Here is a 21,085-nt window from a genome sequence, read left to right as displayed (position 1 = left end):
CTCTATTTCGCGAGCGCTCCCGACCTTGCCGCACCCGGTTCCCAGTGAATCCAGGCATAGCGCGAATCGCCGGAAATGGTCAGGGATCCCCCCTCCTCTTCCGCAACCCCGTCGAGATATTTCCGCATGACCTGTTCCTGGTCCGGGTTTTCCACCCCGAACCGGAAGCGGAAATGTCCGTACATCTCATCACGCGAGGCAAACCGGTACCGCTTGTCGAGTACCCGCATCTCCACGTCGGGATAGATCCCCATCTGGCAAAGTACCATGTACAGGCAGTCAGCCTTCGGTCCGGGAGAGAACGGCACCCCGTGGAGGGCCGGCCAGGTAGCGAGATAACTCCTTTCCCAGAACGGCGGGTCTGCAAACCAGAAGATGTGTACCGATCCCGAACAGACCGATACCATCTTTTCCACCGCCTCCCTGATATCGGGCATCGAGAGGGAGAGGGAGGCGATCACCAGGTCGTAAGGGCCAGAAAGGTCCCGTCCGGGGTCCACGTCCTCCCAGGTGCGGGGCACCACCTGTACGTTCCCTATCCCGTCCTCTTCCAGTTTCCGGCGGAGCACGCGGGTCATTCCCGCCGCAGGCTCTACCGTGGTGATCTCCCGCACCAGGGGGGCGAGGGGGATGGCCAGCGTACCCGGTCCCGCACCGATGTCGAGCACCCTGGACGTTGGATTGAGGGGGAGCCCGGCGAGAGTCTCTCCGACCCGCCGGGAATATTCACTCCTCGCAATCCGGTCATAGCGCTCTGCATTCTCCTCCCGGTCCCAGACGTGAAGGCTGTCCAGGAAGCCCTCCGATGACTGGTGGCGAAGGTGCCGCACCCTCCATACGGCGTTCCAGTCCGCTCCCGCACAGGGATCGTCCTCTCCCCAGTAATCCGCACTGCCTGCCTCCTTTCGGTTGTTCCTGACTGGCATACTCAATTCATCCCGGGATTACCGGTTTCTGGAGAATATACTTATACTAGCTCTCCCTAGTTGACTCGTGAATGTCATGACCGGAGAAGAAATGCTCAAAACAACGGCCGACGAACTTGACCGCCTCCTCTCTCCGTCCCATATTATGGGGGACGCCATCGACCTGGGAGACAAGGTGGTGATACCCGTCGCAGAGTTCGGGTTCGGGTTCGGTGCGGGGCACTGCCGCGGAAAGGAAGGTGCTGGAGAAGGAGCGGGAGCCGGCGGCGGCGGAGGGATCTCCCCGGTGGCCCTGGTGATCGTGCACAAGGACGTCCGCGGTGTGGAGGGGATCCAGGTCCTCTCGCTCCGGAAGGACAACCCGGTCGCGCAGGTCATCTCCGCCCTCTCCGAGTCGCTCGCCCCGCGGGTGATCGAGGCCCTGAAGGCCATGGACGCGAAGCGCACGCCTGACACGAAGAGCGAGGAAGGCAAGTAATCCGTCCTCTTCCCGAAGACTCCGCCGGGGAAGACGATGGATCCCTACCTCCCAGTCCTTTTTGCACTCATCGGCGCGATATGCCTCTTTTACTATCTCCTGTGGAGAATCCCCCTGGTGATCGGGCTCCTTGCCGAACGCTACGGCGAATATGCCCGGGCGGAATTCCGTGTCGGGTGGGGCCTCGCGGGAATACTGATGGCCTGGACCGGAGGCGAGCTCCTGTTCTCCGTCCTCGTGGGGAAAAAGCAGGTTTATACCGCCCCTTTCACCGGAACTGCCCCGGGGTTCATTCCCGGAATGCCCCCGGAGCGGCACGAAGCGAAACACCCGGAAGAGGAATGGTTAAAAACAGGACGGGAGGCATGGCGCCTGGGAGGGCTGGTCAGGACACTCGGGGTTCTCCTCCGGTTCGGTACCCGGGCTCGTTCGCTTTTACGCGCCATGTGGCATGCGACCTCGCTTGAACGCCTGGACTGCGACGTTACCGTCGGCCTCTCCGGTGCCGCCGAGACTGGCCGTTTCTTCGGGGCGTACTCCGCGCTCCGTCCCTTCCTCTTCTTGGTCCCGGACGTATCGGTCGAGGTTACCCCGGTCTTTACCCATCCAGTGCTCGAAGGGAAGGCTGACTGCAGGATCAGGGTTTCACGTCCCCTGACTCTCGTGATCCTCGCCATCGGCCTTGCCCTAACCCCGGAGTTCCGGGAACTCGTAGCCGCATTCCGACAGGGAGGATCAGAATGACCTGGGATTTCGACTACGAGGTTAATGGACCTTTTCTCGCCGGAGACCGGGAGATCTATCTCGTCAGCCGTGGGGAACGGCACCGTGGCCCCCGGCATTTTGCCGGCCGGAACACCCCTCTCTGCCTGCTGGTCCTCGAGGGTGGTGAGGTATACTTCACTCCGTTCGATGACGGATTCGCCCCGGCGGACATCCTTCCCCTTTTGGAAGAGATCAGGATGCGGGATATATCCTTCTCGCCGGATTGATACGCTCGCTCTTATGTGTCCGGCAGATTACTCTGCCGTTACAGGCCCTGTGCTACCTTTTTCAAAGATATCGTACGGCGTACGGGTGGCCGACGACGGTGTCGGAAGGAGCCGAAAGAAGTCACGGGAAAAATGATCTCAACCAGGCCGTTATTTCTTCTTCTCCGGCGGTTGTTCGAACCTTTTCGACCTGAGTGCGGTGATCACGCTCACGATCGGGACCAGTGTGATGAGGACCATGAAGATTACCACTTCCTGGTCCGGGAAGACCAGGATTCCCACCATCGCGGCGAGGGAGCATCCGGCGAGGAAGAAGAGGTTGTTCCCCACCCACCGGGAGAGCCCGTCCGGGTCCCTTATGGTCCCTTTCTGGTACCCGGCGATAACGTCGACTCGTTTTTTGATCCTGATGGTGTAGCCGAGCACGGCAAACACGAGGAAGAGGAACTCGGTGATGATGAGGAGGATGAAAGACGCCATGAACGCACCCCGCTTTATAACCTATTGCACCTGCAGGGTTATCACTCCTCCCTCGTGGAAACGCTTGCGCATTATCACTTCGTGGAAACGCTTGCGCATTATCACTCCTCCCTCGTGGAAACGCTTGCGCATTATCACTTCGTGGAAACGCTCCGCATTATCACTCCTCCCTCGTGGAAACGCTTGCGCATTTCACCGCCGGCCAGGGAGAAAATGGAGAGCTGCATGAATCGACAATGACCCCGGTTCCATGTATTCTATGCCTGTGAATGGCCAAGGAAAAAAAGGGAAGTTGTCCCGGGGAATTACTCGTGCCGCAGGGCTTCGATGGGGTTTAAGTTCGAGGCCTTCCAGGCGGGATAAAATCCGGAGAGGAGTGCGGTGGCGATACCGAACCCCATACCGTAGAGGATATAGACCAGGCTCGAGGGCACCAGGAGGTACTGGGTGGTATTGAGCAGGAGGGCGCTTATCGCCCAACCCCCGAGGAGGGAGAGCCCTCCCCCGATCGCGGCTCCTATCACCCCGAGGATCAGCGCCTCGTAGAGGAACATCATCAGGACCTCCCTCCGCTGGGTCCCGATGCTCCTGATGATCCCGATCTCCTTGATCCGCTCGGTAACCGACATCATCATGATGTTTAAGATGGAGACCCCGGCCACGATGAGCGAGATCCCCCCGATAGCCAGGGTAAAGGTGCTGATCTGGGAGAACGCGGTGAGGATGGTCTCGAGGATCGCCTTGGTATCGATCACGTCCACGACCGTCTCCCGCCGGTTCAGGGCCTTGTCGACGGAGTCCTTGACCTCCTCGATAGTGTTGATGTCTCCTACCTTGACGATGACCATGTCGTAGCCGCTGGTCCGGTTGTAGGCTTGTTCGAACCACTTGCTGTCCACCACGATGCCGTAGTCCGGGTTGATGTCGAAGCCCATCCCCCGTTCCTTCAGGATCCCGACCACCCGGAGCGTTCCCTTGTCCCCGACGGTTATACGCGAACCGACGATGAGGTTGTTCTCCCTCGCGAACTGCGCCCCGACCATGGCCCCGGACGACCCCCGGATGTAGGCTCCCTGGTCGAGCTCCAGGAGGGAGGGGATATCGCTGCTCGGGATACCGTAGATCACCCCGGCAGTATCCTTGGATCCCACCTTCATCCTGGACCCGCCTGAATATATCGGGATGGCGAGATTCGGTGTCACTGCCCGGGTGATCTGCTCCACCTGGCGGTCGGTGATATAGTCGGTCGACGCGCCGCCGACCCGTATCCCTCCTCCCGAGTGGGGGGATACGATGATCGTGTCCCCCACCGTGGAGAGGCTGTCACTGATCGAGAGCACCAGGCCGTTACCCAGGATACCCATGGAGGTGATGGTGGCCACCCCGATGATGATCCCGAGTGTGGCGAGCAGGGAGCGCAGCCAGTGTATTTTCACGTTCCTTTTTGCGAATTCAAAGAATACGATCGAATTCACGGAACATCCTCCCCCTCGTCATTCCCTATCCCGGGCGTCCCGTGCCGCAGGGGATCTCCCGTGTCCGGTCTCATCACGCGGCCTGCCCTTCCGGAGGGGTTGTCCCGGGGGTTCCCGGCCCGGGTGCGGATTCCTGCTCGTCCGTCTTGATCCTGCCGTCCACGATGCGGATGGTCCGGTCTGCGTAACGGGCGATGTTCGGGTCATGGGTGACCATGATGATGGTCTTCCCGCGGGTCTTGTTGAGGTCACGCAGGAGCTCCATGATGGCCTTTCCGGTTTTGGTGTCAAGGTTTCCCGTCGGTTCGTCGGCCATAAGGATCTCGGGGTCATTGACCAGCGCTCTCGCGATGGCCACCCGCTGCTGCTGGCCCCCGGAGAGTTCGCTCGGCTTGTGGGAGAAGAGGGACTCTTCCAGGTCCATCGACGCGAGCACCTCCTTGCACCGATCGAGGCTACTCCGGTCCCCGGTCTTGAGGATATACGGGTACTGGACATTCTCGATGGCGGTGAAGAGGGGGATCAGGTTGAACTGCTGGAAGATGAACCCGATATGGTCGCGGCGAAGGCTGGTCAGCTCCTCGTCGCTCATTCCCCTGACCCGTTTTCCCTCGATATACAGCTCCCCGCCGGTCGGGGTGTCAAGGCTCCCCATGAGGTTCAGCAGGGTCGATTTTCCCGAGCCCGAGGGTCCCATGATGGCGATGAACTCGCCCCGGCGCACATCGAGACTGACATGGTTTAAGGCGGTGACATCCCCTGCGGGGAGGGGGTAGATCTTGGTCACGTCCTCGAACCGGATGATGATCTCCCGTTCAGGGGCTTGGCTCATGGCTCTTTCTCCAGGAGTACCAGACCACTCCGGCGATGACGACCGCAAGAACCACCAGGAGCACAATCACCGGGAGCGGGAATCCCGGCGCTTCGCCACCTCCGGTCGATGCCGGCGGGATCTCCACCATGGTGGTCTGTTCGAACTGGTTCCCGTCCGCGTCCTTGAACTGGACCGCCAGGGGGATGGTGGAGGTATTGTCGGGGGCGGTGAAGGTCACCTCGAAACTGGAGAAGTCGTCGGGCTGGAGCGATCCCACCACGTACTGCTGATAGGGTGCGACCGGGGTGGCACCGTCACCGCTGGTGACCACCACTGAGTTTGCCACCTGGAGGCCCGCGTTGGTTACATCCCCGGTGACGGAATATTTTCCGTTCTCGTACACGACCTGGATGTTGGAGAGTATTGGGTTCGCCTGAAGTTTGCTCGCCCCGAGCCGGATGGGCACCTGCAGGGATGACTGGTGGTTGTTCACCCCGTTCTTGTAGTTGACGAGGATGGTGAGGACCGAATTATCCGACGGGGTGATGGTGAGCGGAACCTGAACCGATTCGTCGGACCCCAGGTTCCCGACGAAATAACTGGACGGGGTGATGTCCAGCCCGTTGCCGGACGGGTCAACCACGACGCCGTTCACCATGTCGGAACGGGGGTTTCCCACCGCGATGACCACGGTGTCCTTCTTTCCCGCGGCGAACGTGTCCGGTTTGGACAGGACCGAGATCTTCAGGGGATCGTTCTCCACCCGGAGCTCGACCGGGTAGCGGAGATAGCCTGCGTTACGGAAATCAACCGAGAATGTGGGGTAATAGATACCCTGGGGGACCCCTGCCTGGACGGTGAATACAAACGTCATGGTGTTCCCCGCACCCAGGTACATGCTGGTGTCGTAGGAACTCGAGAGGATACTGATATCCGCATCGTACATGGTGACCCTCCGGATAGGGACGCTCTCGGCCCCGTTGTTGGTGATCTCCACCGTGATGGTCCCCACGTCCTCCTCGATGAATACCCCGGGGTCGAGGGTGACACCGGTTACGGTGACCTGCGCGGCAGCGTCCGAGGAGGTCTGGGCAGAAACCCCGGATATCGCACACCCGGTGAGCAGCAGGAGAACTGCCAGGACCAGGTTTAACGTTCGCATCAGGCTGCCCCCGGGATTCCCACTCCGAATACCGTGGTTACGACAATATAAACGATGAGCAGAACCACCGGGATTCCCACGGTGATGACCGCATTACGTATGCTCAGTTCCCTGGCATGTTTTATACCGAAGATCCAGATATTTGCACTCCATATGAGAAAAATAATGGAAATAATACCTGATATCTGGGTGAATTCCCTCATTGCGGGATCTGCATATAGTTGGGCGATGGCCCGGGTGACCGCGGTGGGATCCGAAAAGGAGCTTATCACCGGCACCTTCACCAGGGGGATGTAGTAGAGGGCAAGGAGGGCGCTGATAATTCCGCCTATAATGATAGGGATCAACCCGTATCCTCCTGCGGTCAAAGTCCGATGAAATGACCCTTTCCCCTTGAATATGACCGATATCACATGAAATATTCCCGCAATGATAATCCAGTACCCGATCAAAAATGCAAAAAAACCGCCGATTGCCCCAAATGCGCCGATAAGCCCCATCGCACCAGATGCCGAAGACCCTGCCGCTCCGGATATCAGCTTCACGGTCGGGCCGGATATGACGTATGCCGAGATCGCGGTGACGATCGCACCGACGATCGCGATCAGCCCCGGAACCTTCAGGCTGACTTCCCCCGCAAAAATCCTGGAGAAGAAGGCATCCGGCCGAATCAGAACTTCCATTACCCCATTTGCCATAAGTTAATCATCTTAAATTAGACGTTCATCATCTATCAACATTCTTCATATATTCTATAGAGAATACAGAAAAAGAAAAAGCAACCAGTTTTTTCCGGCCGGCTTTCTTCAGAAGAATTCTTTCCGCCAGAAGATCAGGATCCCTATTGCCGCCAGCACCCCGGATATCGCCATGGTAATCAGGAACGCATAGGGGCTGTGCTGGTAGGGAAGTTCCACGTTCATCCCGTAGACGCTTGCGACCAGGGTGGGGATCATGAGGATGATGGTCACCGTGGTGAGCAGTTTCATGACCACGTTGAGGTTGTTGGAGATGACCGATGCGAAGGCATCCATCATCCCGGAGAGGATGGTGGTGTAGATGTTCGTCATCTCGATGGCCTGCTTGTTCTCGATCATCACCTCCTCCATGATGTCCCGCTCGTCCTCGGTCATCTTGTTGTACTCGATGGTGTTGAACTTCTCCATCATCAGGGCGTTGCTGCGAAGGGAGGTGATGAAGAAGACCAGGCTCTTTTCCAGGTTGAGCAGCTTGATCAGCTGTTCGTTCTTCAGGGCCTTGTGGAGGTTCTTCTCCACCTCGTTGCTCATGCGGTTGATCTCTTTTAAGTAGCGCATGAACAGCAGGGCGGTCCGGAGGAAAAGGGTCAGGATACAGCCTGTACGGTTCGGGGTGGAGAAGTTCTTGGTCCGGCCTCCGAGGACCTCGCGAATCACGTCCACCTCGGTGAGGGAGACGGTGATCATCACGTTCTGGGTGAGGATGATCCCCACGGGGAGGGTGGTGAAAGGGATGTCCGCATCGGGTGCCTCCCGCTTCGGGGTGCGGAGGAGGATCAGGGTGCTCCCTTCCTCCCGCTCGACCCTGGCACGCTCGTCCACGTCGAGCGGGTCGGTGAGGAAATCGGAGGGAATATTGAACCAGGAAACGAGCTGTTCCACCTCTTCCAGCCGGGGGCTGACCACGTGGATCCAGCAGCCGCTCTCGTATTCATTGATCTGCTCCAGCCCTTCGGCCGTCGTCTTGTAAATGGTGATCATGATCTCACCTCCCGGGTCTCCCTCTCCTCGAACTACCGGCCCTTTCCCTGCAGCGGGCCTGAGAATTCCTTGTTTTCTCTCCGCTCTCCGTTTATTTCACCCCGGAAGGCAAAATAAATCATGGTGTCGGGCCTGTTTCACCCGGACCATCCTCCCACTTGTAAATAAAAAGTAGTTTCCGATCCCTTATACGCCCTTCGCAGCAACCGCCGGGAAGCCACGTTCACCCGGACGCCGGAGTGGTGGAGGGCCCGCCCTTCTCTACCACCGAGAGCTCCCCTGAAAGGTCCTCCGAAAGGTCATATCCTGCATACTGGTCCCCTTCAGGCAGCCACATGGTGAACCGGGATGTGGAGTCCAGTTCAACCGTGGCATTCTCAACCGAAAAGTCAAGAATATGCCCGCCGGCCGCACGGTCATCGGTGAGGTAGTGGATATGGAGCCCGGGAATATTGAGTCCTTCCACCATCTCGGGCGTATAAAACCCGGCAATTGTCCCGCGGGTGTTGTTCAGCATGAACACGGACTGCTCCTTGCAGGCGTCGACCAGCCTGGGATACGGCTTCTCCTGCCGGGAGACGGCCCGGGTCTTCATCTCAGGGAATGTCCCTTGGATACGGACCGCATAAAAAAGGTTCGAAGAAGGAAGCGCCGCTTCGAGCTGGGTAGTGAAATCGGAGATATTGTCCGCCCTGGCAATCCATACCCGGGTATCGGGTTCAAACCAGGTGACCGTGGCGAAGGGAGTTGTCGCGTCCCCCCGGACCTCGTGCACCGTCCCGTCCGACCTGATCTGGTAAAACGTCCCGTCGAATCCGATAATCTCGCCGTCAAGACGATCGAATACGGCGATACCGAAGTCTCCTTTGGTTTCCAGGGTGCTGAAGTTATAGACGCCGTCGAACGCGCCGAGGAGCAGCGTGTCTATCGTCGAGACCTGGTACAGGGCGTCGCGGTCGGGGGGCGTTCCCGCCTGGGAAGGAATGAGCGTAATGCCTGCCGCTATCCCGATGACCAGTCCCACCGCAAGCAATGCCGCCGCGTATACAGTGGTGGAGTATGCCATAGTATCCTTTTCCCGGGGTCAGATCTCCCCGATGTCCTCGTTCCACAGCGCGGGATGTTCCGCGATAAACCCGGCAAGAAGCGATCTGCAGTCATCCCGGTCGAGATCGATCACCCTTATTCCCTGGTCGGCGAGAAACTCCTGCGCTCCGGTGAAATTTCGCGACTCTCCGGCCACGACCACCGGGATCCGGAACTGGACCACGGCACCGGCACACAGGTAGCAGGGCATCAGGGTCGAATAGAGGATGCAGTCGCGATACTGCGCTTGCCGCCCGGCGTTCCTTAAGCAGTCGATCTCCGCGTGCAGCATAGGGTCGTCCTCCTGGACCCGCCGGTTATGGCCCCTGCCAATCACCGTGCCATTTCGGACCAGCACCGAACCGATGGGAATTCCTCCTTCCGAAAGGCCTGTACGGGCCTCGTCAAGGGCTGCGTCCATGAATTTTCCATGCATTTCAGGGTCCTCATTCCGTGTCTTCATCCTCTTCCCTCCAGTATGGCTCCACGATCACCAGGAACTCGAGGTCGGTATCCCCGGTGTTCTCGATCCACTGCCGTTCCCCGGGAGGCACCACGACCGCCATCCCGGGGCACACCTCTGCCTGCACATCATCCACGTGGATCACCCCTTTTCCGTTCAGGAGCACGTAGACCTCGCTCGAAGACTTCAGCCTGTGGGGCAGGGTACTTTCGCCGGCGCCGACAATGGCGTGGGCAAGACTGTAGCCAATCGCCGGAGGGTTTGGTCCCCGTTCCGGGTGCAGGTACTCCACCAGGTGCGATCCGTCGAGTACCACAGTCCGGGGGAGTTCCGAGAGCTTCCTGACGATCATGCCGCAACACCCGATACTAAGGTTTCAACCCCAAAGGAAAAAAAGGCGCGAATCGTGCATCGGGGCCTTTGTCCTCTGCCCGGGACGAAGGATATGATCACAGTGCATTATATTGCCCTTTACAGGGACCATTTACTCGGGAAAACCCGACTCCTGCCTCCGCGTGGAGAGGTATGGGAGGGTTAATCCCCCTCCTGTCCCGATCAGTTCCATGGAGATAATCGATGAGGATCCTTACTGCCGGTGAGGTCCGGAAGGCCCTGCCCATGGACCTGGCGATCTCGGCGATGGAAGATGCCTTTTCCGCGTTCTCCTCGGGAAAGTCCGTATGCCCGCCCCGCACCAGGATGAAAGTCCCCGAGGAATCGACCGATTTGCTTTTCATGCCCGCTTCGTATCGTTCCGGGACGGTTTCCCCGGTGGCGGTGAAGACGTTGGGGGTGAATCCCGGAAATGCCGGCCGCGGGATCCCCACGGTGCACGCCTCGGTACTCCTCGCCGACGGCGCTACGGGAGCCCCTCTCGCGCTCCTGGAGGGCGGGGCCCTTACCGCGATTCGCACCGGCGCCGCGTCGGGGCTCGCGACCCGGCTCCTCTCCCGGCCCGGGAGTCGTGTTCTGGCCATATTCGGCACGGGAACGCAGGCGAGGGCCCAGGCACTCGGGGTATGTGCGGTGCGCCGGATAGAAGAACTACGGGTATTCTCGCCACACCGTGCGCATGTCGCGGCGTTCATCAGGGAATGTGCGGGGAGGGATAGCCTCCCGGAGCGGATCGTCCCGGCCTCTTCACCGGGAGACGCGCTGAAGGGGGCGGATATTGTCTGTACCGCCACCACCTCTTCGACCCCGGTGTTTTCCGACGACTGCCTGAACACCGGGGCCCATATCAACGCAGTAGGATCGTATCTTCCCGGCAACGCAGAGATCCCCCCGGAGACCGTGGCACGGGCCCGGGTTTATGTCGACAGCAGGGAGGCGGCCTTCTCAGAGGCGGGGGACCTCATCCTCCCCCTCGCGCGGGGCGTGATCGGGGAACTTCACGTGCAGGGAGAGCTTGGCGAACTCCTCCAGGGGAGGGTCCCGGGCAGGCAGAGCCCGGAGGCGATCACCCTCTTCAAATCCGTTGGGATCGCGGTCCAGGATGTGGCGGCGGCATGGGAATGTTACCGGAACGCCCTCCGCCTGGGAATCGGACAGGATATCGGGTGGTAGCGAAGACCCGCGTGTGCCGGGTAGGGTTGCCCCCGCATTCACCAGGTTTCAACCTGATTTATTAGTCGGATCCGTATCCCTCCACCGCCGCGGGAAGGCAGTCGAGGACCGGAGCGAGCCCGGAGAGGTGAAGGTTCATCACCACGGCCCCGATCACCTCGCCCCGGCTCGCGCCCGCCTCCCGTGCCATGCGGGAGTGGAACAATACCCCCCGCGGGTTCCTGTTGGCGGTCTGGATCGCGAGGTTCACCAGTTGCCGGGTCTTACCGCCCATTCCCTCCAGCGACCGCTGGGCGTCCACTATTCCTTCAAGCGCCTTCGCAAGTCCGGGGCACTCCCGGACAAAGAGTTCCATGGGATTCTCATGCATGGGAGGGGATAGGTCCCGGGGGAATATGAAGGCCTGCAGCACTGGCGTCGGCAGTAGAAAATAAGAAAAGGGGAAGTCCTTCAAAACCGGAGCACACGCTGTTCCGGTCACCTCTAAAATTCTCTCACTATCCAGTCTGCCATCATGTCTCTGAGTGCGCGGAACCCTTCGAGGTCGCTGCCACCGCCACCCCCACCCGAACGGGGATCCGGGAACGGGTATCGAAGGTATTCCCGGGCCTCCGGGAGAGACGGGGACCCTTCTTCCGGCGCCGTGAGGAGCACCACGCGATCGAAGGGGCCGGGAGGAATGTCGTCGAGCGCCTTGGAACAGAGGGCCCGGGCCTCTATTCCCTGTTCCCCGAGGACTTCGCCGACGAGGGGGTTGATCGTAGAGGAACGGACCCCTGCGCTATACACCTCGTACCGGTCGCCGTAGATTCCCCTGAGTAACCCTTCGGCAAGGGGTGACCTGCCCGCATTTCTGTTGCAGACGAACAGCACCGATCGCTTCTCCCCGGACCGGTCCTTACCGGAAAGGGAATCCCCAGCCCTTGTTTTTCCTTCCATCAGGTCCTCGTGTCCTTCTTCTGGATATCGTCGAGCGCTTCCCTCGCCAGGCGGGCAAACGCCTCTTCCACGCTCCCCATGGCGTTCTCCAGCGCGGGCTTCGCCGCGTCACCGATCCTGACCAGCGCACTCAGCGCACGGAGCCGGACCCCCCGCTGGGGATCTTTCAGCGCCGTGATCAGTGAGGATACTGCCCTGGGGTCCCCGATACGTCCGAGTGCATCCGCAGCTTCTTCCCGGACGTGATCGTTCTCGTCTCCGAGCGCCGCGATGAGGGGTTCCACCGCGGTATGGTCCCCAAGATTTCCGAGTGCCATAGCCGATCGCCATCGTATGCTGATGAATTCAGGGTCCCGGAGGGCCCGTATGAGATACCGGACCGCTTCAGGGCCGCCTTCCTCTTCCAGATCGGTGACCGCGATCCAGCGGACATCGGGGTCCATGTGGGTGAGCTCCCGGTCATAATGAGAGACCGAATCATCGGAAGGCGTCATCGTAACCAGGTTTCCTGTAGCAATAGAGAAAAAGGTGGTGGTTCCCCGGGTCAGCCCCGGCAGCGGCGGATCCGGGTCACCGCCTTTTCCAGGTTCTCCATCGAGGTGGCGTAGGAGATCCGTTCCCAGCCGGGGTAGTGGAACGCGGTTCCCGGGGTGACAGCCACATGCCCCTTGTCCAGCCACCGTTCGGCCACGTCCATATCGTCGCCTTCCACCTTCACGAATGCATAGAACGCCCCGTCCGCGGGGGCGGTCTCCATCCCCATGAGGGAGAGTTCCCGGAGCAGGTAGTCACGCCGGCGCTCGAACTCCTTCTGCATCTGCCCGACGCAGCCCTGGTCTCCCTCAAGGGCGGCGACGGCCCCGTACATGGCAAAGGTGGTCGGGTGGCTGATGGAGTGTTGCTGGAGCTTTGACATGGCCTGGATGATCGCCGGAGGGGCGACGGCATATCCCAGCCGCCACCCGGTCATGGCGTAGGCCTTGGAAAAGCCGTTCACCGTGATGGTCCGTTCCGCCATGTCCGAGAAGGACGCAAGGGAGCGGTGGACCTTACCGTAGATCAGTTTCTCATAGATCTCGTCCGATATGGCGAAAAGATCGAAATCTTCGCAAAGATCCGCCACCAAACCGAGGGACTTCTCGTCGAGTACCGCCCCGCTCGGGTTCGAGGGGGAGTTCACGATGATCATCTTGCTCTTCTGGCCTACCCGCTCCAGCAGCGAATCGTCGAGCTGGAAGGTGCGGGGGTTCAGCGCATGGTGAATCGGTTTCGCGCCCGCGATCTGGACGCAGGGCTCGTAGGAGACCCACGAAGGGTCAAGGATGATCACCTCTTCTCCGGGGTTGACCACCCCCATCACCGCGTCGAAGATTGCGTCCTTCCCCCCGCACGTCACCAGCACCTGGGCGGGACGGCAGGGGAAATTGTTCTCCCGCTCGATCTTTGCCGCGATAGCCTTCTGGAGTTCTGGGATCCCGTTGCTTGGCGCGTAGTGGGTCTCCCCCCGGCAGAGCGCCCTGATACAGGCTTCCTTGATATGCTCGGGAGTGTCGAAGTCAGGTTCCCCGATAGAGAGGCTGATCACGTCGACCCCCTCTGCCTGGAGCTGCCGTGCCCGGTTGGTGATCTCCATGGTGGCCGAGGCGGCGATGCCGGCGACCTTCTCCGACAATTGTCTCATTTCAACCGCTGGACCATCTTGATTGCCGACTCGACCGCACGGCGTGCGTAATCGATCCGCTCGTTCGCCTCGAGCCTGGTCATGCCCGGTCCCGAGATCCCGAGCGAGACCGGCTTGTCGAACTCGAGCGAGAGGTCGATGATCTTCCGGGCGGCGTGCTGGACGACGATCTCGTCGTGCTGGGTTGCACCCTCGATGACGCACCCGATGGTCACCACTGCGTCCACCGCACCTTTCTTCAGCATTCTCTTGATAGCGAGCGGCATGTCATACGCCCCGGGGACGTACATGCACTCGGTCACTTCCGCGCCGAGGAAGGCTGCATGCTCCCTGCCTTCCACCTCCATCATGTAGGTGATGTCCCGGTTGAACTCCGAGACCACGAATCCAAGTTTTATTGCCATAATGATCTTCCCTTTATCCTCTTCCTGATGCGACTAAAAACCATACTCCGCGTCATCGCCGGGCCGGGCCGGCGTCGGGGAACCCCTGCCGCTGCCCTGTCCCGGCCTCTTTCACCAGGTCCTGCGGCCTGGTCACCAGTTTTATCGCGTTGACCGCGTGCTCCCTCGTCCGTTGCTCCATCAGCCAGGCCAGTTCACGGTCGTTCTCCGCCTCATCCTCGTGGACGAAGACCTCGATGATGTGGGTGTTGGTCATCAGCTGGCAGAGGATCAGGCCCTGGGAGGCCTCGTGGGCACACAGTTTGTCCTTCTCCTTGCCTCCCGGCATCCCGAGCGCCATCACGATGTCGCAGCGGCGTTCTTCGATCAGCTTCTTGCAGGCCACCGGAAGGTCTTTGATCCCCGGCACCGTGACCCGCTCGATGCTCACGCTCGCATGCCTCTTCAGCTCGTCGACCGCGAAACTTCCCATATCGGCCCGGGCGAACGTAGTGTCCGCGACGCCGATCTTCATCCCAGAACTCCGGCCGCGGCCATGACACCGTCCCCTTTCAGGCGGAAGCCCTGCTTCACCAGGGCATACTGGACCGCCGCGAGGGTGGCGAGGGTCTCCGGCGCACCTATCGCACCCATGCTCCCGATACGGAAGATCCTGCCCTTCAGGTGGTCCTGGCCGCCGGCGATCTCGATCCCCATCTTCTTGACCGTGCCGCGGAAGTCGCTGTCGTTCACCCCGTCAGGAATGGAGATGGCGGTCACGGTGTTGGAATAGGCGTGGTCGCTGTCAATGGTGGGGAAGAGGGAGAGCCCCCAGGCCTCCGCTGCAGCCCTCACAGAGGAGGAGAGCCTCCGGTGGCGCTCGATGCGGGGACCGAGCCCCTCTTCCTCAAGGATAAGGCACGCCTCCCTCAAGGCGAGGAAGAGCGGGACCGCGGGGGTGTAGGGGGTCTCCATGATTTTGCTGCCTGCGCTCTTCCGGTAGGCCGCGAGATCAAGATAGTACGGCCTGTTCTCGGCGATACGGCTCCACGCCCGTTCGCTGACCGAGATGGCGGAGAGCCCCGCCGGTGCGGCGAGACATTTCTGGGACCCCACCACGGCGATATCCGCTCCCCAGGCGTCGGCCTGCACGACGTCGCCCCCGATGGAGGTGATCCCGTCCATCACGAAGAGGGCGTCATACTTCCTGGCGAGCTTCCCGACCTTCTCCGCCGGGTTCTTGATGGCCGCGGAGGTCTCGTTGTGCACCAGGGTCACGACCTCCGCCCCGTCCTGGAGCGCCGCCTCGAGCCCCGCGAGGTCGAGAGGCGTTCCCCATTCGGACCCGATCTCGATTGCGGTGCCGTACCGCTGGGAGATCTTGTAGAGACGTTCTCCGAACTTGCCGTTCACGAGGCAGGCAATCTTCTTTCCCCGCCCGAAGTTGCCCACCGCCGCCTCCATGGCCGCGGTACCGGACCCGCTGATCACGAAAAGTTCGTTCTGTGTACCGAATGCAGTCTTTAAGACGCGGACGCAGTCGGCATAGACTGCCCCGAACTCGGCGCCGCGATGATTTATCGCCTGCCGCATCATCGCAGCCCGTACCCGTTCCGGCATGGGGACCGGGCCCGGAAGCATCAGGAGAGGTTCTTTTTCCATGAAATCGCCCCAACTATTTTTATAATGACGGAATATAAGCTTGGATGGCGAACATGGTAGAGGTATCGATTATCTGTGGATCCGCCTCAGATCAGCCGGTGGCCGAAAAGGCCTGGAAACTGTTGAAAGAACACGGGATCAGTTACGATTTCCAGGTTATCTCGGCACACAGGGAACCCGACGCACTGGACGAATATATCCGCGCCACCGATTGCAGGGTGTTCATCGCAATCGCGGGACTGTCCGCCGCGCTCCCCGGGGTCATCGCGTCCAAGACGAAAAAACCGGTCATCGGTGTCCCGGTTTCCGGGAAACTGATGGGATTCGACGCCCTCCTCTCCATCGTGCAGATGCCGAAAGGGGTCCCGGTCGCCTGCGTCGGGGTGGACAACGGGGAGAACGCCGCGCTTCTCGCGATCAGGATACTGGAATTGAAATAGATTCTCAATGGTTTTTTTTCCTAATTCAGAAATTCCAAAAGGTATCTTTCCCTAAACATTTTTAAACGACGGATGGCGGGATTTCATCGAATTCTGAAAGCCTCCTACTCGAATAATCCAGGTATAATTTTTGCTATAAGAATGAGGCTGTTTTCTCCCTACCCCCAGGATGGTTCCGCCGCCCCCGATGGGCGCCCCGGCGGCGGTTCAAATTACTCCAATGAATTAGAGTAAATCCCTTCCAATCGTATAAGCAAATAGGAACATTGGGCAGACAACAGTCCGGTCAATGCTACGAATATCCCGTTGGTGCGCCGCAGCGGCGGGGCGAAGCCCCTGGAGCGTCTACACTTCATGATGTTACTCTCTCCCCCGCCTCCTCGTCGCCTTAGGGTAGGCAGTGAACAGGAAAAGGGGATATCCCCTCACTCAACAACTCAGTCAATGCCACGAATATCCCGTCGGGGCGCCCCGGCGGCGGGGCGTAGCCCCCGGAGCGTCACCACTTCATGATATAACGCTCTCCCCTGCCTATTCCTCGCTCTGGGGATAGACAGGAAGCCCCTCCGATTGTCACTCGCTGGGCCGGGCTTTTTTCTCTCCCGAGAAAGAGTAAAGTCAACCGGATAGAGGGAGTCCCCCTCACTCAGCACGCCAGTCAACGCCACGAATATCCTGACGGGGCAAAAGCCCTGGGAAGGTCTGTGAAAATAAAAAATCTGAAAAATTGATGGGTTTTTTTAATTATCCCTTTCTCTCCTTTTCGAAAAGTTCCCGGACCAGTTTGACTGCACAAAGCTCCCCGCACATGGAACAGGTCTCGAGTTCCCCGTCCCGCCGGTGCACCTTCCGGGCGGCGTCACCCGAGAGGGCCAGCCTGAACTGCTCCTCCCAGTCGAGCCGTGCCCGCGCCTCGGCCATCTGGAGCTCGCGGGGATCCTTGTGCCCGTCCGGCCCCCTGCAGAGGTCTCCCACGTGGGCGGCCAGTTTTGCGACACGCGTGCCTTCCACGATGTCTTCCTCCTGCGGCAGAGCAAGGTGCTCGCTGGGGCTTACCATGCACAGGAAGTCCGCCCCGTGCATGGCGGCAACCGCTCCCCCGATGGCGGAGACCACGTGGTCGTAGCCCGGTGCGATGTCGGTGACCAGGGGGCCGAGGAGGTAGAGCGGGGCATCGTCGGTCAGCTCCTTGATCATTCTGACGTTATACTCCACCTGGGTGAGGGGGATGTGCCCCGGGCCCTCGACCATCCGCTGCACCCCGGCCTCGAGTGAACGCTGGGCGAGCGAGCCAAGAGTGAGGTACTCCACGGACTTCGCCCGACGCTCGGCGTCCTGAAGACACCCCGGCCTCATCCCGTCGCCGAGGCTCGCCACTACCGAGTACTCGGAGAGGATCTCGAGCAGGTAGTCGAACTCGGCATAAAGCGGGTTTTCCTCCTCACGCTGGACCATCATGGCCACGTGGAAGGCCCCCCCGCGGGAGACCACCTGCATGATCCTCGGGTCCGCATGGAGCGCCTCCAGCGCCTGTCTGTTCACCCCGCAATGGAGGGTGAGGAAGTCCACCCCCTCACGGCAGTGGTCCCGGATCACCGAGAAGAGCAGGTCGGCGTCCACGTCGGCGGCATTTCCCGCCCTCCGCACCGCCTCGTAGACAGGTACCGTCCCTACCGGCACGGGGAGGTCCAGGATCTTCTTTCGCATGCGGGGCAGGTCGCCCCCCGTGGAGAGGTCCATGAGGGTATCCGCACCGTTCGCGAGCGCCGCCCTGGCCTTGGCCATCTCCAGGTTCTCGTCACACCGTTCCCCGGAGGTGCCCACGTTCACGTTCACCTTCACCCGGCACCCCTGCCCGATGGCGATCGGGGGGTGGGGGCGTGCCGGGTTGACCGGGATAACCGCTCTGCCGCGGGCCACCAGCCTGGCGAGGTCGCGGGGGGCCAGGCCTTCCCGGTGTGCCGCCTCGTGGACCTCGGTGGGGACTCCGGAAAGGGACTCCCGGATAAGGGATTGCATAAAAGAGATTTGGAGGGATGTGTTATTACTTTAGCATGTCTGTCCGGTGGATCCCGGGAGAGTCATTCCTCGGCAACGGCTTCGTGGCGGGGAACGTCCTGGTCGACGCAGGCGTGAGCCCGGTGGCGGTCGAGCGGTTTTCAGCGCAGATCGAGTATATTGTCCTCACCCACTGCCACTACGACCATATCGCCTACGTAAAAGAGATCGCCCATATGTGCGATGCCAGGGTTGCCATACACCGGCTGGACGCGCCGGGGCTGGTCGACGACAGGGAGAGCCTGGCCTTCAACTTCGGCGGCCGGTCGCCGGGAATTGTCCCGGATCTCGTCCTGGAGGAGGGGGATCGTGTAGGAGGGCTCCTGGTCCTGCATACCCCGGGCCACACCCGGGGGAGTATCTGCCTCTACTCGGAGGAGGGGCGGGACCTCATCTCCGGGGACACGGTCTTTACCGACGGAGGATTCGGGCGGTTCGACTTTCCGGGAGGGAGCCGGGCATCATTGGGGGAGTCGCTGGACCGGCTCTCGGAGCTCGAGGTCAGGGGCCTCTACCCAGGTCACGGCACCCCCGTGGAAGAGGGCGGAGAACGTCACATCGCCGCCGCCCGGGATCTCCTGAAGAGTTGTTATGGGTAAAGGGATCTACTGCCTGGTAATCTCGGGGGGAGGGGTCCCGGTCCAAATAGGCGCCCTCGGAGAACGTTTTTTTCCCGAAGGGTACTACGTCTACGCCGGGTCGGCGCTCGGTTCCGGAGGCCTTCAGGCCCGGGTCGGGAGACATATCCGCGTAGCGGCGACACCCGGTTCCAGGACCCACTGGCACATCGATCACCTCCTCCATGACCCGTCGTTCCGTCTGGCCGGGGTATATTGTGCGGAGACAGGGGAACGGAAAGAGTGCAGCCTTGCCGGTGCCCTCGGGGGCGGTAAGGTGCACTGGTTCGGGTCGAGTGACTGTAGGTGCCCCTCCCACCTCTTCTTTTTCGCCGCTCACCCTGGTCCCGAAATCCGGCGGGCGTTCCGGGAGCTCGGTCTTGCATGGACCGAGAGAACACTATAAAAGATCCGGGGACCAGTGTAATATCATGACGGTCATTGGCATATCGGGGAGCACCAGGAAGAACGGGAACACTTCCATTCTGGTGAAGGCGGTGCTTGCCCCCTGTGAAGAGGCCGGTATCCCCACCGAGTTCATCTCCCTCGCAGGAAAAGAGATCCGTCCCTGCCTCGGATGCGAAAAGTGCAAGGAAGAAGACTGGTGCGTAATCCAGAATGATGACTGGGGAGATATCATGGAGAAGGTGCTGGACGCCGAAGTGCTGGTCATCGGCTCACCCACCTACTACTACGACCTCTCCGGGCACCTGAAAAATTTCATCGACAGGAGCTATTCCCTTTATCACCAGAGGAAGCTCGCCGGGAGGAAAGCGGTGGCAGTGGCGGTCTGTGCGAACAAAGGCGGAGACCGGACTATCCAAACCATCGAGGGGTTCTTAAACAGCCACGAATTCTCGTACCTGGGTCACGTGCGGGGCAAGGGCTACATGGCGGGCGAGGTTGCACATGATGCCCACGCCATGAAGAATGCCGGTAAGATCGGCCGGAAGATTGTCGAACTTCTGAAACCGATGGACTAGATTTTCTTTTTTTCATTTCGCCGAAGATTTCCCAAACCAATTAAAGGATCCCGGGTGAGTTTTCGTTTCCTCTTCACTCACGGTCAGTGGCGGTGGTGAATATCCGGGGTATGCGGGTGGGTGTGCTCCTCATGAGGATGCTCGTGGACATGAGAATGCTCTTCATCCCTGGTTCCTTCCGGGTGCTGGTGCCGGTGATGGAGGTCGTCGTGCCGATGCCGGTGCTCGTGGACGATTCGGGGGTGAACGTGCCGGTGGGTGTGCACCTCGGAAAGGAGGAGCCATGCACCGATGACCATCAGGGGAAGGGCCGCGATGAACCGGAGTGAGGGAAGAGTGAGGAAGATGAGGAACGAGGCCCCCGCCCCTATGAACGGTGCTGCACTGAAATAGGCACCCGTCCGGGCCGTACCGAGGCCCCTGAGCGCGAGGATGAAGAAAATGGTGGAGAATCCGTAGGATACGGCTCCCAGTGCCAGAGCTTCGAGCACCGCAGGGTCTCCGGGGAACGGCGCGTGGAGGGCTGCCGCAAGTCCCAGGGTTATTCCTCCTGCAACCAGCCCTTTGATGCTCCCGATGGAGGCGGGGTCCCGGAGGGAGATCACCCTGGTGGTATTGTTATCAAGTCCCCAGAACACGCACGCCCCGATCACTGCAAGGCTCCCCAGTGAAACCATGAATTCGCCGGAAAAGTCAACGGACAGGGTTACGGCGGCAACGCCGATGACGGCGACCGCACCCCATGCCCGGCGGCTCATCGACTCACGGAAGACCAGGAACGCGATCAGGATGGTGGCCGCGGCTTCGAAATTGAGCAGGAGCGAAGCGGTCGATGCAGGGGTCGTGGACAGGCCTGCCATGAGCAGGACGGGCGCAATCACTCCCCCCGCGAGCACGGTCATCGCCAGCCAGGGGACATCCCCCCTCCGGAGAGGGGCCTCCCCCGGTCCGGACCTGTGTCTTACCCGGGAGACAAGGCAGACCGCGAGGAGCGCGAGCCCCATCCCGGTATAGAGAAGCCCGGCCAGGACCAGGGGGTGTATTTCTCCCACGAGTGCCTTGGCCAGGGGAGTGGAGACTCCGAAGAGGAACGCGGCGAGGATGGCGTATCCGACGGGGCGGAGAAGGGCATTCTGCATGG

27 protein-coding genes are annotated in these 21,085 nt (G+C 60.6%); 8 read left to right on the top strand and 19 right to left on the bottom strand.

Going from position 1 to position 21,085, the window contains the following annotated elements; translation table 11 throughout:
- Nucleotides 1–2: 2 nt before the first annotated feature.
- Entirely contained in the window at nt 3–926 is a 924-nt protein-coding gene (locus J2741_RS06945) for a class I SAM-dependent methyltransferase (RefSeq protein ID WP_209674268.1), read from the bottom strand.
- Between the two features lie 91 nt (nt 927–1,017).
- Between J2741_RS06945 and J2741_RS06940 the strand changes: the two genes are divergently transcribed.
- Genes J2741_RS06940 through J2741_RS06930 form a run of 3 tightly spaced genes read left to right on the top strand, consistent with a single transcriptional unit; the run spans nt 1,018 to nt 2,396 of the window.
- Nucleotides 1,018–1,404 carry a GerW family sporulation protein gene (locus J2741_RS06940; protein ID WP_209674267.1) on the top strand — a complete coding sequence of 129 codons (387 nt, stop codon included), beginning with the start codon at nt 1,018–1,020 and terminating at the stop codon, nt 1,402–1,404.
- A gap of 36 nt (nt 1,405–1,440) precedes the next feature.
- Nucleotides 1,441–2,148 (top strand): DUF2953 domain-containing protein, encoded by a 708-nt coding sequence (locus tag J2741_RS06935; RefSeq protein ID WP_209674266.1) that lies wholly within the window; start codon nt 1,441–1,443, stop codon nt 2,146–2,148.
- Nucleotides 2,145–2,396 (top strand): hypothetical protein, encoded by a 252-nt coding sequence (locus tag J2741_RS06930; protein WP_209674265.1) that lies wholly within the window; start codon nt 2,145–2,147, stop codon nt 2,394–2,396. The genes J2741_RS06935 and J2741_RS06930 overlap by 4 nt, the downstream gene beginning before the upstream one ends.
- Nucleotides 2,397–2,546: 150 nt before the next feature.
- On the opposite strand, the gene J2741_RS06925 is transcribed toward J2741_RS06930, so the two are convergent.
- From J2741_RS06925 to J2741_RS06885, 9 genes are all read right to left on the bottom strand, one after another.
- Nucleotides 2,547–2,876, bottom strand: coding sequence for a DUF3784 domain-containing protein (locus tag J2741_RS06925; RefSeq protein WP_209674264.1), 330 nt, complete (start codon nt 2,874–2,876; stop codon nt 2,547–2,549).
- Between the two features lie 305 nt (nt 2,877–3,181).
- The gene (locus tag J2741_RS06920; protein WP_342452242.1) at nt 3,182–4,351 is read right to left on the bottom strand and encodes an ABC transporter permease; all 1,170 of its coding nucleotides are present in this window, start codon (nt 4,349–4,351) and stop codon (nt 3,182–3,184) included.
- A gap of 73 nt (nt 4,352–4,424) precedes the next feature.
- Nucleotides 4,425–5,183: an ABC transporter ATP-binding protein gene (locus J2741_RS06915; protein ID WP_209674263.1), complete on the bottom strand. Its 759-nt coding sequence runs from the start codon at nt 5,181–5,183 to the stop codon at nt 4,425–4,427.
- Nucleotides 5,167–6,327 (bottom strand): COG1361 S-layer family protein, encoded by a 1,161-nt coding sequence (locus J2741_RS06910; protein WP_209674262.1) that lies wholly within the window; start codon nt 6,325–6,327, stop codon nt 5,167–5,169. The genes J2741_RS06915 and J2741_RS06910 overlap by 17 nt, the downstream gene beginning before the upstream one ends.
- On the bottom strand, nt 6,327–7,010 hold the full coding sequence (locus tag J2741_RS06905) for a YIP1 family protein (protein WP_209674261.1): 684 nt from the start codon (nt 7,008–7,010) through the stop codon (nt 6,327–6,329). Before J2741_RS06905 ends, J2741_RS06910 begins: the two co-directional genes overlap by 1 nt.
- Nucleotides 7,011–7,133: 123 nt before the next feature.
- Complete coding sequence (locus J2741_RS06900) at nt 7,134–8,066, bottom strand: magnesium transporter CorA family protein (RefSeq protein ID WP_209674260.1); 933 nt, start codon at nt 8,064–8,066, stop codon at nt 7,134–7,136.
- A gap of 223 nt (nt 8,067–8,289) precedes the next feature.
- Nucleotides 8,290–9,132, bottom strand: a complete 843-nt coding sequence (gene budA / locus J2741_RS06895) for an acetolactate decarboxylase (protein ID WP_209674259.1) — start codon at nt 9,130–9,132, stop codon at nt 8,290–8,292.
- An 18-nt stretch (nt 9,133–9,150) separates the two neighbouring features.
- Nucleotides 9,151–9,615 carry a nucleoside deaminase gene (locus J2741_RS06890; protein ID WP_245249440.1) on the bottom strand — a complete coding sequence of 155 codons (465 nt, stop codon included), beginning with the start codon at nt 9,613–9,615 and terminating at the stop codon, nt 9,151–9,153.
- Entirely contained in the window at nt 9,599–9,967 is a 369-nt protein-coding gene (locus tag J2741_RS06885; protein WP_209674258.1) for a cupin domain-containing protein, read from the bottom strand. Before J2741_RS06885 ends, J2741_RS06890 begins: the two co-directional genes overlap by 17 nt.
- Before the next feature lie 224 nt (nt 9,968–10,191).
- Between J2741_RS06885 and J2741_RS06880 the strand changes: the two genes are divergently transcribed.
- A complete protein-coding gene (locus J2741_RS06880; RefSeq protein WP_209674257.1) occupies nt 10,192–11,181 on the top strand; it encodes an ornithine cyclodeaminase family protein in 990 nt (329 codons plus the stop codon).
- 61 nt (nt 11,182–11,242) lie between these two features.
- Here J2741_RS06880 and J2741_RS06875 read toward each other — a convergent pair whose 3' ends face one another.
- The 7 genes from J2741_RS06875 to J2741_RS06845 all read right to left on the bottom strand — a co-directional run bounded on the left by J2741_RS06875 (nt 11,243) and on the right by J2741_RS06845 (nt 15,846).
- The gene (locus J2741_RS06875; RefSeq protein ID WP_209674256.1) at nt 11,243–11,536 is read right to left on the bottom strand and encodes a carboxymuconolactone decarboxylase family protein; all 294 of its coding nucleotides are present in this window, start codon (nt 11,534–11,536) and stop codon (nt 11,243–11,245) included.
- A gap of 128 nt (nt 11,537–11,664) precedes the next feature.
- A complete protein-coding gene (locus J2741_RS06870; protein WP_209674255.1) occupies nt 11,665–12,120 on the bottom strand; it encodes an arsenate reductase/protein-tyrosine-phosphatase family protein in 456 nt (151 codons plus the stop codon).
- Nucleotides 12,120–12,614 carry a HEAT repeat domain-containing protein gene (locus J2741_RS06865; RefSeq protein ID WP_209674254.1) on the bottom strand — a complete coding sequence of 165 codons (495 nt, stop codon included), beginning with the start codon at nt 12,612–12,614 and terminating at the stop codon, nt 12,120–12,122. The genes J2741_RS06870 and J2741_RS06865 overlap by 1 nt, the downstream gene beginning before the upstream one ends.
- Nucleotides 12,615–12,664: 50 nt before the next feature.
- Nucleotides 12,665–13,801, bottom strand: a complete 1,137-nt coding sequence (locus J2741_RS06860) for a pyridoxal phosphate-dependent aminotransferase (protein ID WP_209674253.1) — start codon at nt 13,799–13,801, stop codon at nt 12,665–12,667.
- Nucleotides 13,798–14,205, bottom strand: a complete 408-nt coding sequence (gene ribH, locus J2741_RS06855; RefSeq protein WP_209674252.1) for a 6,7-dimethyl-8-ribityllumazine synthase — start codon at nt 14,203–14,205, stop codon at nt 13,798–13,800. Before ribH ends, J2741_RS06860 begins: the two co-directional genes overlap by 4 nt.
- 52 nt (nt 14,206–14,257) lie before the next feature.
- On the bottom strand, nt 14,258–14,719 hold the full coding sequence (gene ribC, locus J2741_RS06850) for a riboflavin synthase (RefSeq protein WP_209674251.1): 462 nt from the start codon (nt 14,717–14,719) through the stop codon (nt 14,258–14,260).
- Complete coding sequence (locus tag J2741_RS06845; protein ID WP_209674250.1) at nt 14,716–15,846, bottom strand: pyridoxal-phosphate-dependent aminotransferase family protein; 1,131 nt, start codon at nt 15,844–15,846, stop codon at nt 14,716–14,718. The genes ribC and J2741_RS06845 overlap by 4 nt, the downstream gene beginning before the upstream one ends.
- Nucleotides 15,847–15,899: 53 nt before the next feature.
- Between J2741_RS06845 and purE the strand changes: the two genes are divergently transcribed.
- The gene (purE, locus tag J2741_RS06840; protein ID WP_209675567.1) at nt 15,900–16,286 is read left to right on the top strand and encodes a 5-(carboxyamino)imidazole ribonucleotide mutase; all 387 of its coding nucleotides are present in this window, start codon (nt 15,900–15,902) and stop codon (nt 16,284–16,286) included.
- A gap of 744 nt (nt 16,287–17,030) precedes the next feature.
- Here purE and thiC read toward each other — a convergent pair.
- On the bottom strand, nt 17,031–18,305 hold the full coding sequence (gene thiC / locus J2741_RS06835; RefSeq protein ID WP_209674249.1) for a phosphomethylpyrimidine synthase ThiC: 1,275 nt from the start codon (nt 18,303–18,305) through the stop codon (nt 17,031–17,033).
- A 35-nt stretch (nt 18,306–18,340) separates the two neighbouring features.
- Between thiC and J2741_RS06830 the strand changes: the two genes are divergently transcribed.
- Genes J2741_RS06830 through J2741_RS06820 form a run of 3 tightly spaced genes read left to right on the top strand, consistent with a single transcriptional unit; the run spans nt 18,341 to nt 19,944 of the window.
- On the top strand, nt 18,341–18,943 hold the full coding sequence (locus J2741_RS06830) for an MBL fold metallo-hydrolase (RefSeq protein ID WP_209674248.1): 603 nt from the start codon (nt 18,341–18,343) through the stop codon (nt 18,941–18,943).
- The gene (locus tag J2741_RS06825) at nt 18,936–19,367 is read left to right on the top strand and encodes a GIY-YIG nuclease family protein (protein WP_209674247.1); all 432 of its coding nucleotides are present in this window, start codon (nt 18,936–18,938) and stop codon (nt 19,365–19,367) included. The genes J2741_RS06830 and J2741_RS06825 overlap by 8 nt, the downstream gene beginning before the upstream one ends.
- A 25-nt stretch (nt 19,368–19,392) precedes the next feature.
- Nucleotides 19,393–19,944: a flavodoxin family protein gene (locus J2741_RS06820; RefSeq protein ID WP_209674246.1), complete on the top strand. Its 552-nt coding sequence runs from the start codon at nt 19,393–19,395 to the stop codon at nt 19,942–19,944.
- Nucleotides 19,945–20,027: 83 nt separating this feature from the next.
- On the opposite strand, the gene J2741_RS06815 is transcribed toward J2741_RS06820, so the two are convergent.
- Nucleotides 20,028–21,083, bottom strand: a complete 1,056-nt coding sequence (locus J2741_RS06815) for a DMT family transporter (RefSeq protein WP_209674245.1) — start codon at nt 21,081–21,083, stop codon at nt 20,028–20,030.
- Nucleotides 21,084–21,085: the final 2 nt, after the last annotated feature.

The sequence above is a fragment of the Methanolinea mesophila genome (assembly GCF_017873855.1).
In the GTDB taxonomy this organism is placed as follows: Archaea; Halobacteriota; Methanomicrobia; order Methanomicrobiales; family Methanospirillaceae; genus Methanolinea_B; species Methanolinea_B mesophila.
Note: the sequence above shows the minus strand (reverse complement) of the source record. Positions and strands in the feature narration are given on the sequence as shown.

What these genes read in the sequence shown, in the direction of transcription:
- ribC (WP_209674251.1), bottom strand. Translation starts at nt 14,719, where the DNA reads ATGAAGATCGGCGTCGCGGACACTACGTTCGCCCGGGCCGATATGGGA.
- ribH (WP_209674252.1), bottom strand. Translation starts at nt 14,205, where the DNA reads ATGGCAATAAAACTTGGATTCGTGGTCTCGGAGTTCAACCGGGACATC.
- J2741_RS06945 (WP_209674268.1), bottom strand. Translation starts at nt 926, where the DNA reads ATGCCAGTCAGGAACAACCGAAAGGAGGCAGGCAGTGCGGATTACTGG.
- J2741_RS06910 (WP_209674262.1), bottom strand. Translation starts at nt 6,327, where the DNA reads ATGCGAACGTTAAACCTGGTCCTGGCAGTTCTCCTGCTGCTCACCGGG.
- J2741_RS06830 (WP_209674248.1), top strand. Translation starts at nt 18,341, where the DNA reads ATGTCTGTCCGGTGGATCCCGGGAGAGTCATTCCTCGGCAACGGCTTC.
- J2741_RS06845 (WP_209674250.1), bottom strand. Translation starts at nt 15,846, where the DNA reads ATGGAAAAAGAACCTCTCCTGATGCTTCCGGGCCCGGTCCCCATGCCG.
- J2741_RS06820 (WP_209674246.1), top strand. Translation starts at nt 19,393, where the DNA reads ATGACGGTCATTGGCATATCGGGGAGCACCAGGAAGAACGGGAACACT.
- J2741_RS06860 (WP_209674253.1), bottom strand. Translation starts at nt 13,801, where the DNA reads ATGAGACAATTGTCGGAGAAGGTCGCCGGCATCGCCGCCTCGGCCACC.
- J2741_RS06885 (WP_209674258.1), bottom strand. Translation starts at nt 9,967, where the DNA reads ATGATCGTCAGGAAGCTCTCGGAACTCCCCCGGACTGTGGTACTCGAC.
- J2741_RS06905 (WP_209674261.1), bottom strand. Translation starts at nt 7,010, where the DNA reads ATGGAAGTTCTGATTCGGCCGGATGCCTTCTTCTCCAGGATTTTTGCG.
- J2741_RS06875 (WP_209674256.1), bottom strand. Translation starts at nt 11,536, where the DNA reads ATGGAACTCTTTGTCCGGGAGTGCCCCGGACTTGCGAAGGCGCTTGAA.
- J2741_RS06930 (WP_209674265.1), top strand. Translation starts at nt 2,145, where the DNA reads ATGACCTGGGATTTCGACTACGAGGTTAATGGACCTTTTCTCGCCGGA.
- J2741_RS06815 (WP_209674245.1), bottom strand. Translation starts at nt 21,083, where the DNA reads ATGCAGAATGCCCTTCTCCGCCCCGTCGGATACGCCATCCTCGCCGCG.
- J2741_RS06915 (WP_209674263.1), bottom strand. Translation starts at nt 5,183, where the DNA reads ATGAGCCAAGCCCCTGAACGGGAGATCATCATCCGGTTCGAGGACGTG.
- J2741_RS06890 (WP_245249440.1), bottom strand. Translation starts at nt 9,615, where the DNA reads ATGAAGACACGGAATGAGGACCCTGAAATGCATGGAAAATTCATGGAC.
- J2741_RS06925 (WP_209674264.1), bottom strand. Translation starts at nt 2,876, where the DNA reads ATGGCGTCTTTCATCCTCCTCATCATCACCGAGTTCCTCTTCCTCGTG.
- J2741_RS06935 (WP_209674266.1), top strand. Translation starts at nt 1,441, where the DNA reads ATGGATCCCTACCTCCCAGTCCTTTTTGCACTCATCGGCGCGATATGC.
- J2741_RS06825 (WP_209674247.1), top strand. Translation starts at nt 18,936, where the DNA reads ATGGGTAAAGGGATCTACTGCCTGGTAATCTCGGGGGGAGGGGTCCCG.
- J2741_RS06900 (WP_209674260.1), bottom strand. Translation starts at nt 8,066, where the DNA reads ATGATCACCATTTACAAGACGACGGCCGAAGGGCTGGAGCAGATCAAT.
- J2741_RS06865 (WP_209674254.1), bottom strand. Translation starts at nt 12,614, where the DNA reads ATGACGCCTTCCGATGATTCGGTCTCTCATTATGACCGGGAGCTCACC.
- J2741_RS06870 (WP_209674255.1), bottom strand. Translation starts at nt 12,120, where the DNA reads ATGGAAGGAAAAACAAGGGCTGGGGATTCCCTTTCCGGTAAGGACCGG.
- thiC (WP_209674249.1), bottom strand. Translation starts at nt 18,305, where the DNA reads ATGCAATCCCTTATCCGGGAGTCCCTTTCCGGAGTCCCCACCGAGGTC.
- J2741_RS06940 (WP_209674267.1), top strand. Translation starts at nt 1,018, where the DNA reads ATGCTCAAAACAACGGCCGACGAACTTGACCGCCTCCTCTCTCCGTCC.
- purE (WP_209675567.1), top strand. Translation starts at nt 15,900, where the DNA reads ATGGTAGAGGTATCGATTATCTGTGGATCCGCCTCAGATCAGCCGGTG.
- budA (WP_209674259.1), bottom strand. Translation starts at nt 9,132, where the DNA reads ATGGCATACTCCACCACTGTATACGCGGCGGCATTGCTTGCGGTGGGA.
- J2741_RS06880 (WP_209674257.1), top strand. Translation starts at nt 10,192, where the DNA reads ATGAGGATCCTTACTGCCGGTGAGGTCCGGAAGGCCCTGCCCATGGAC.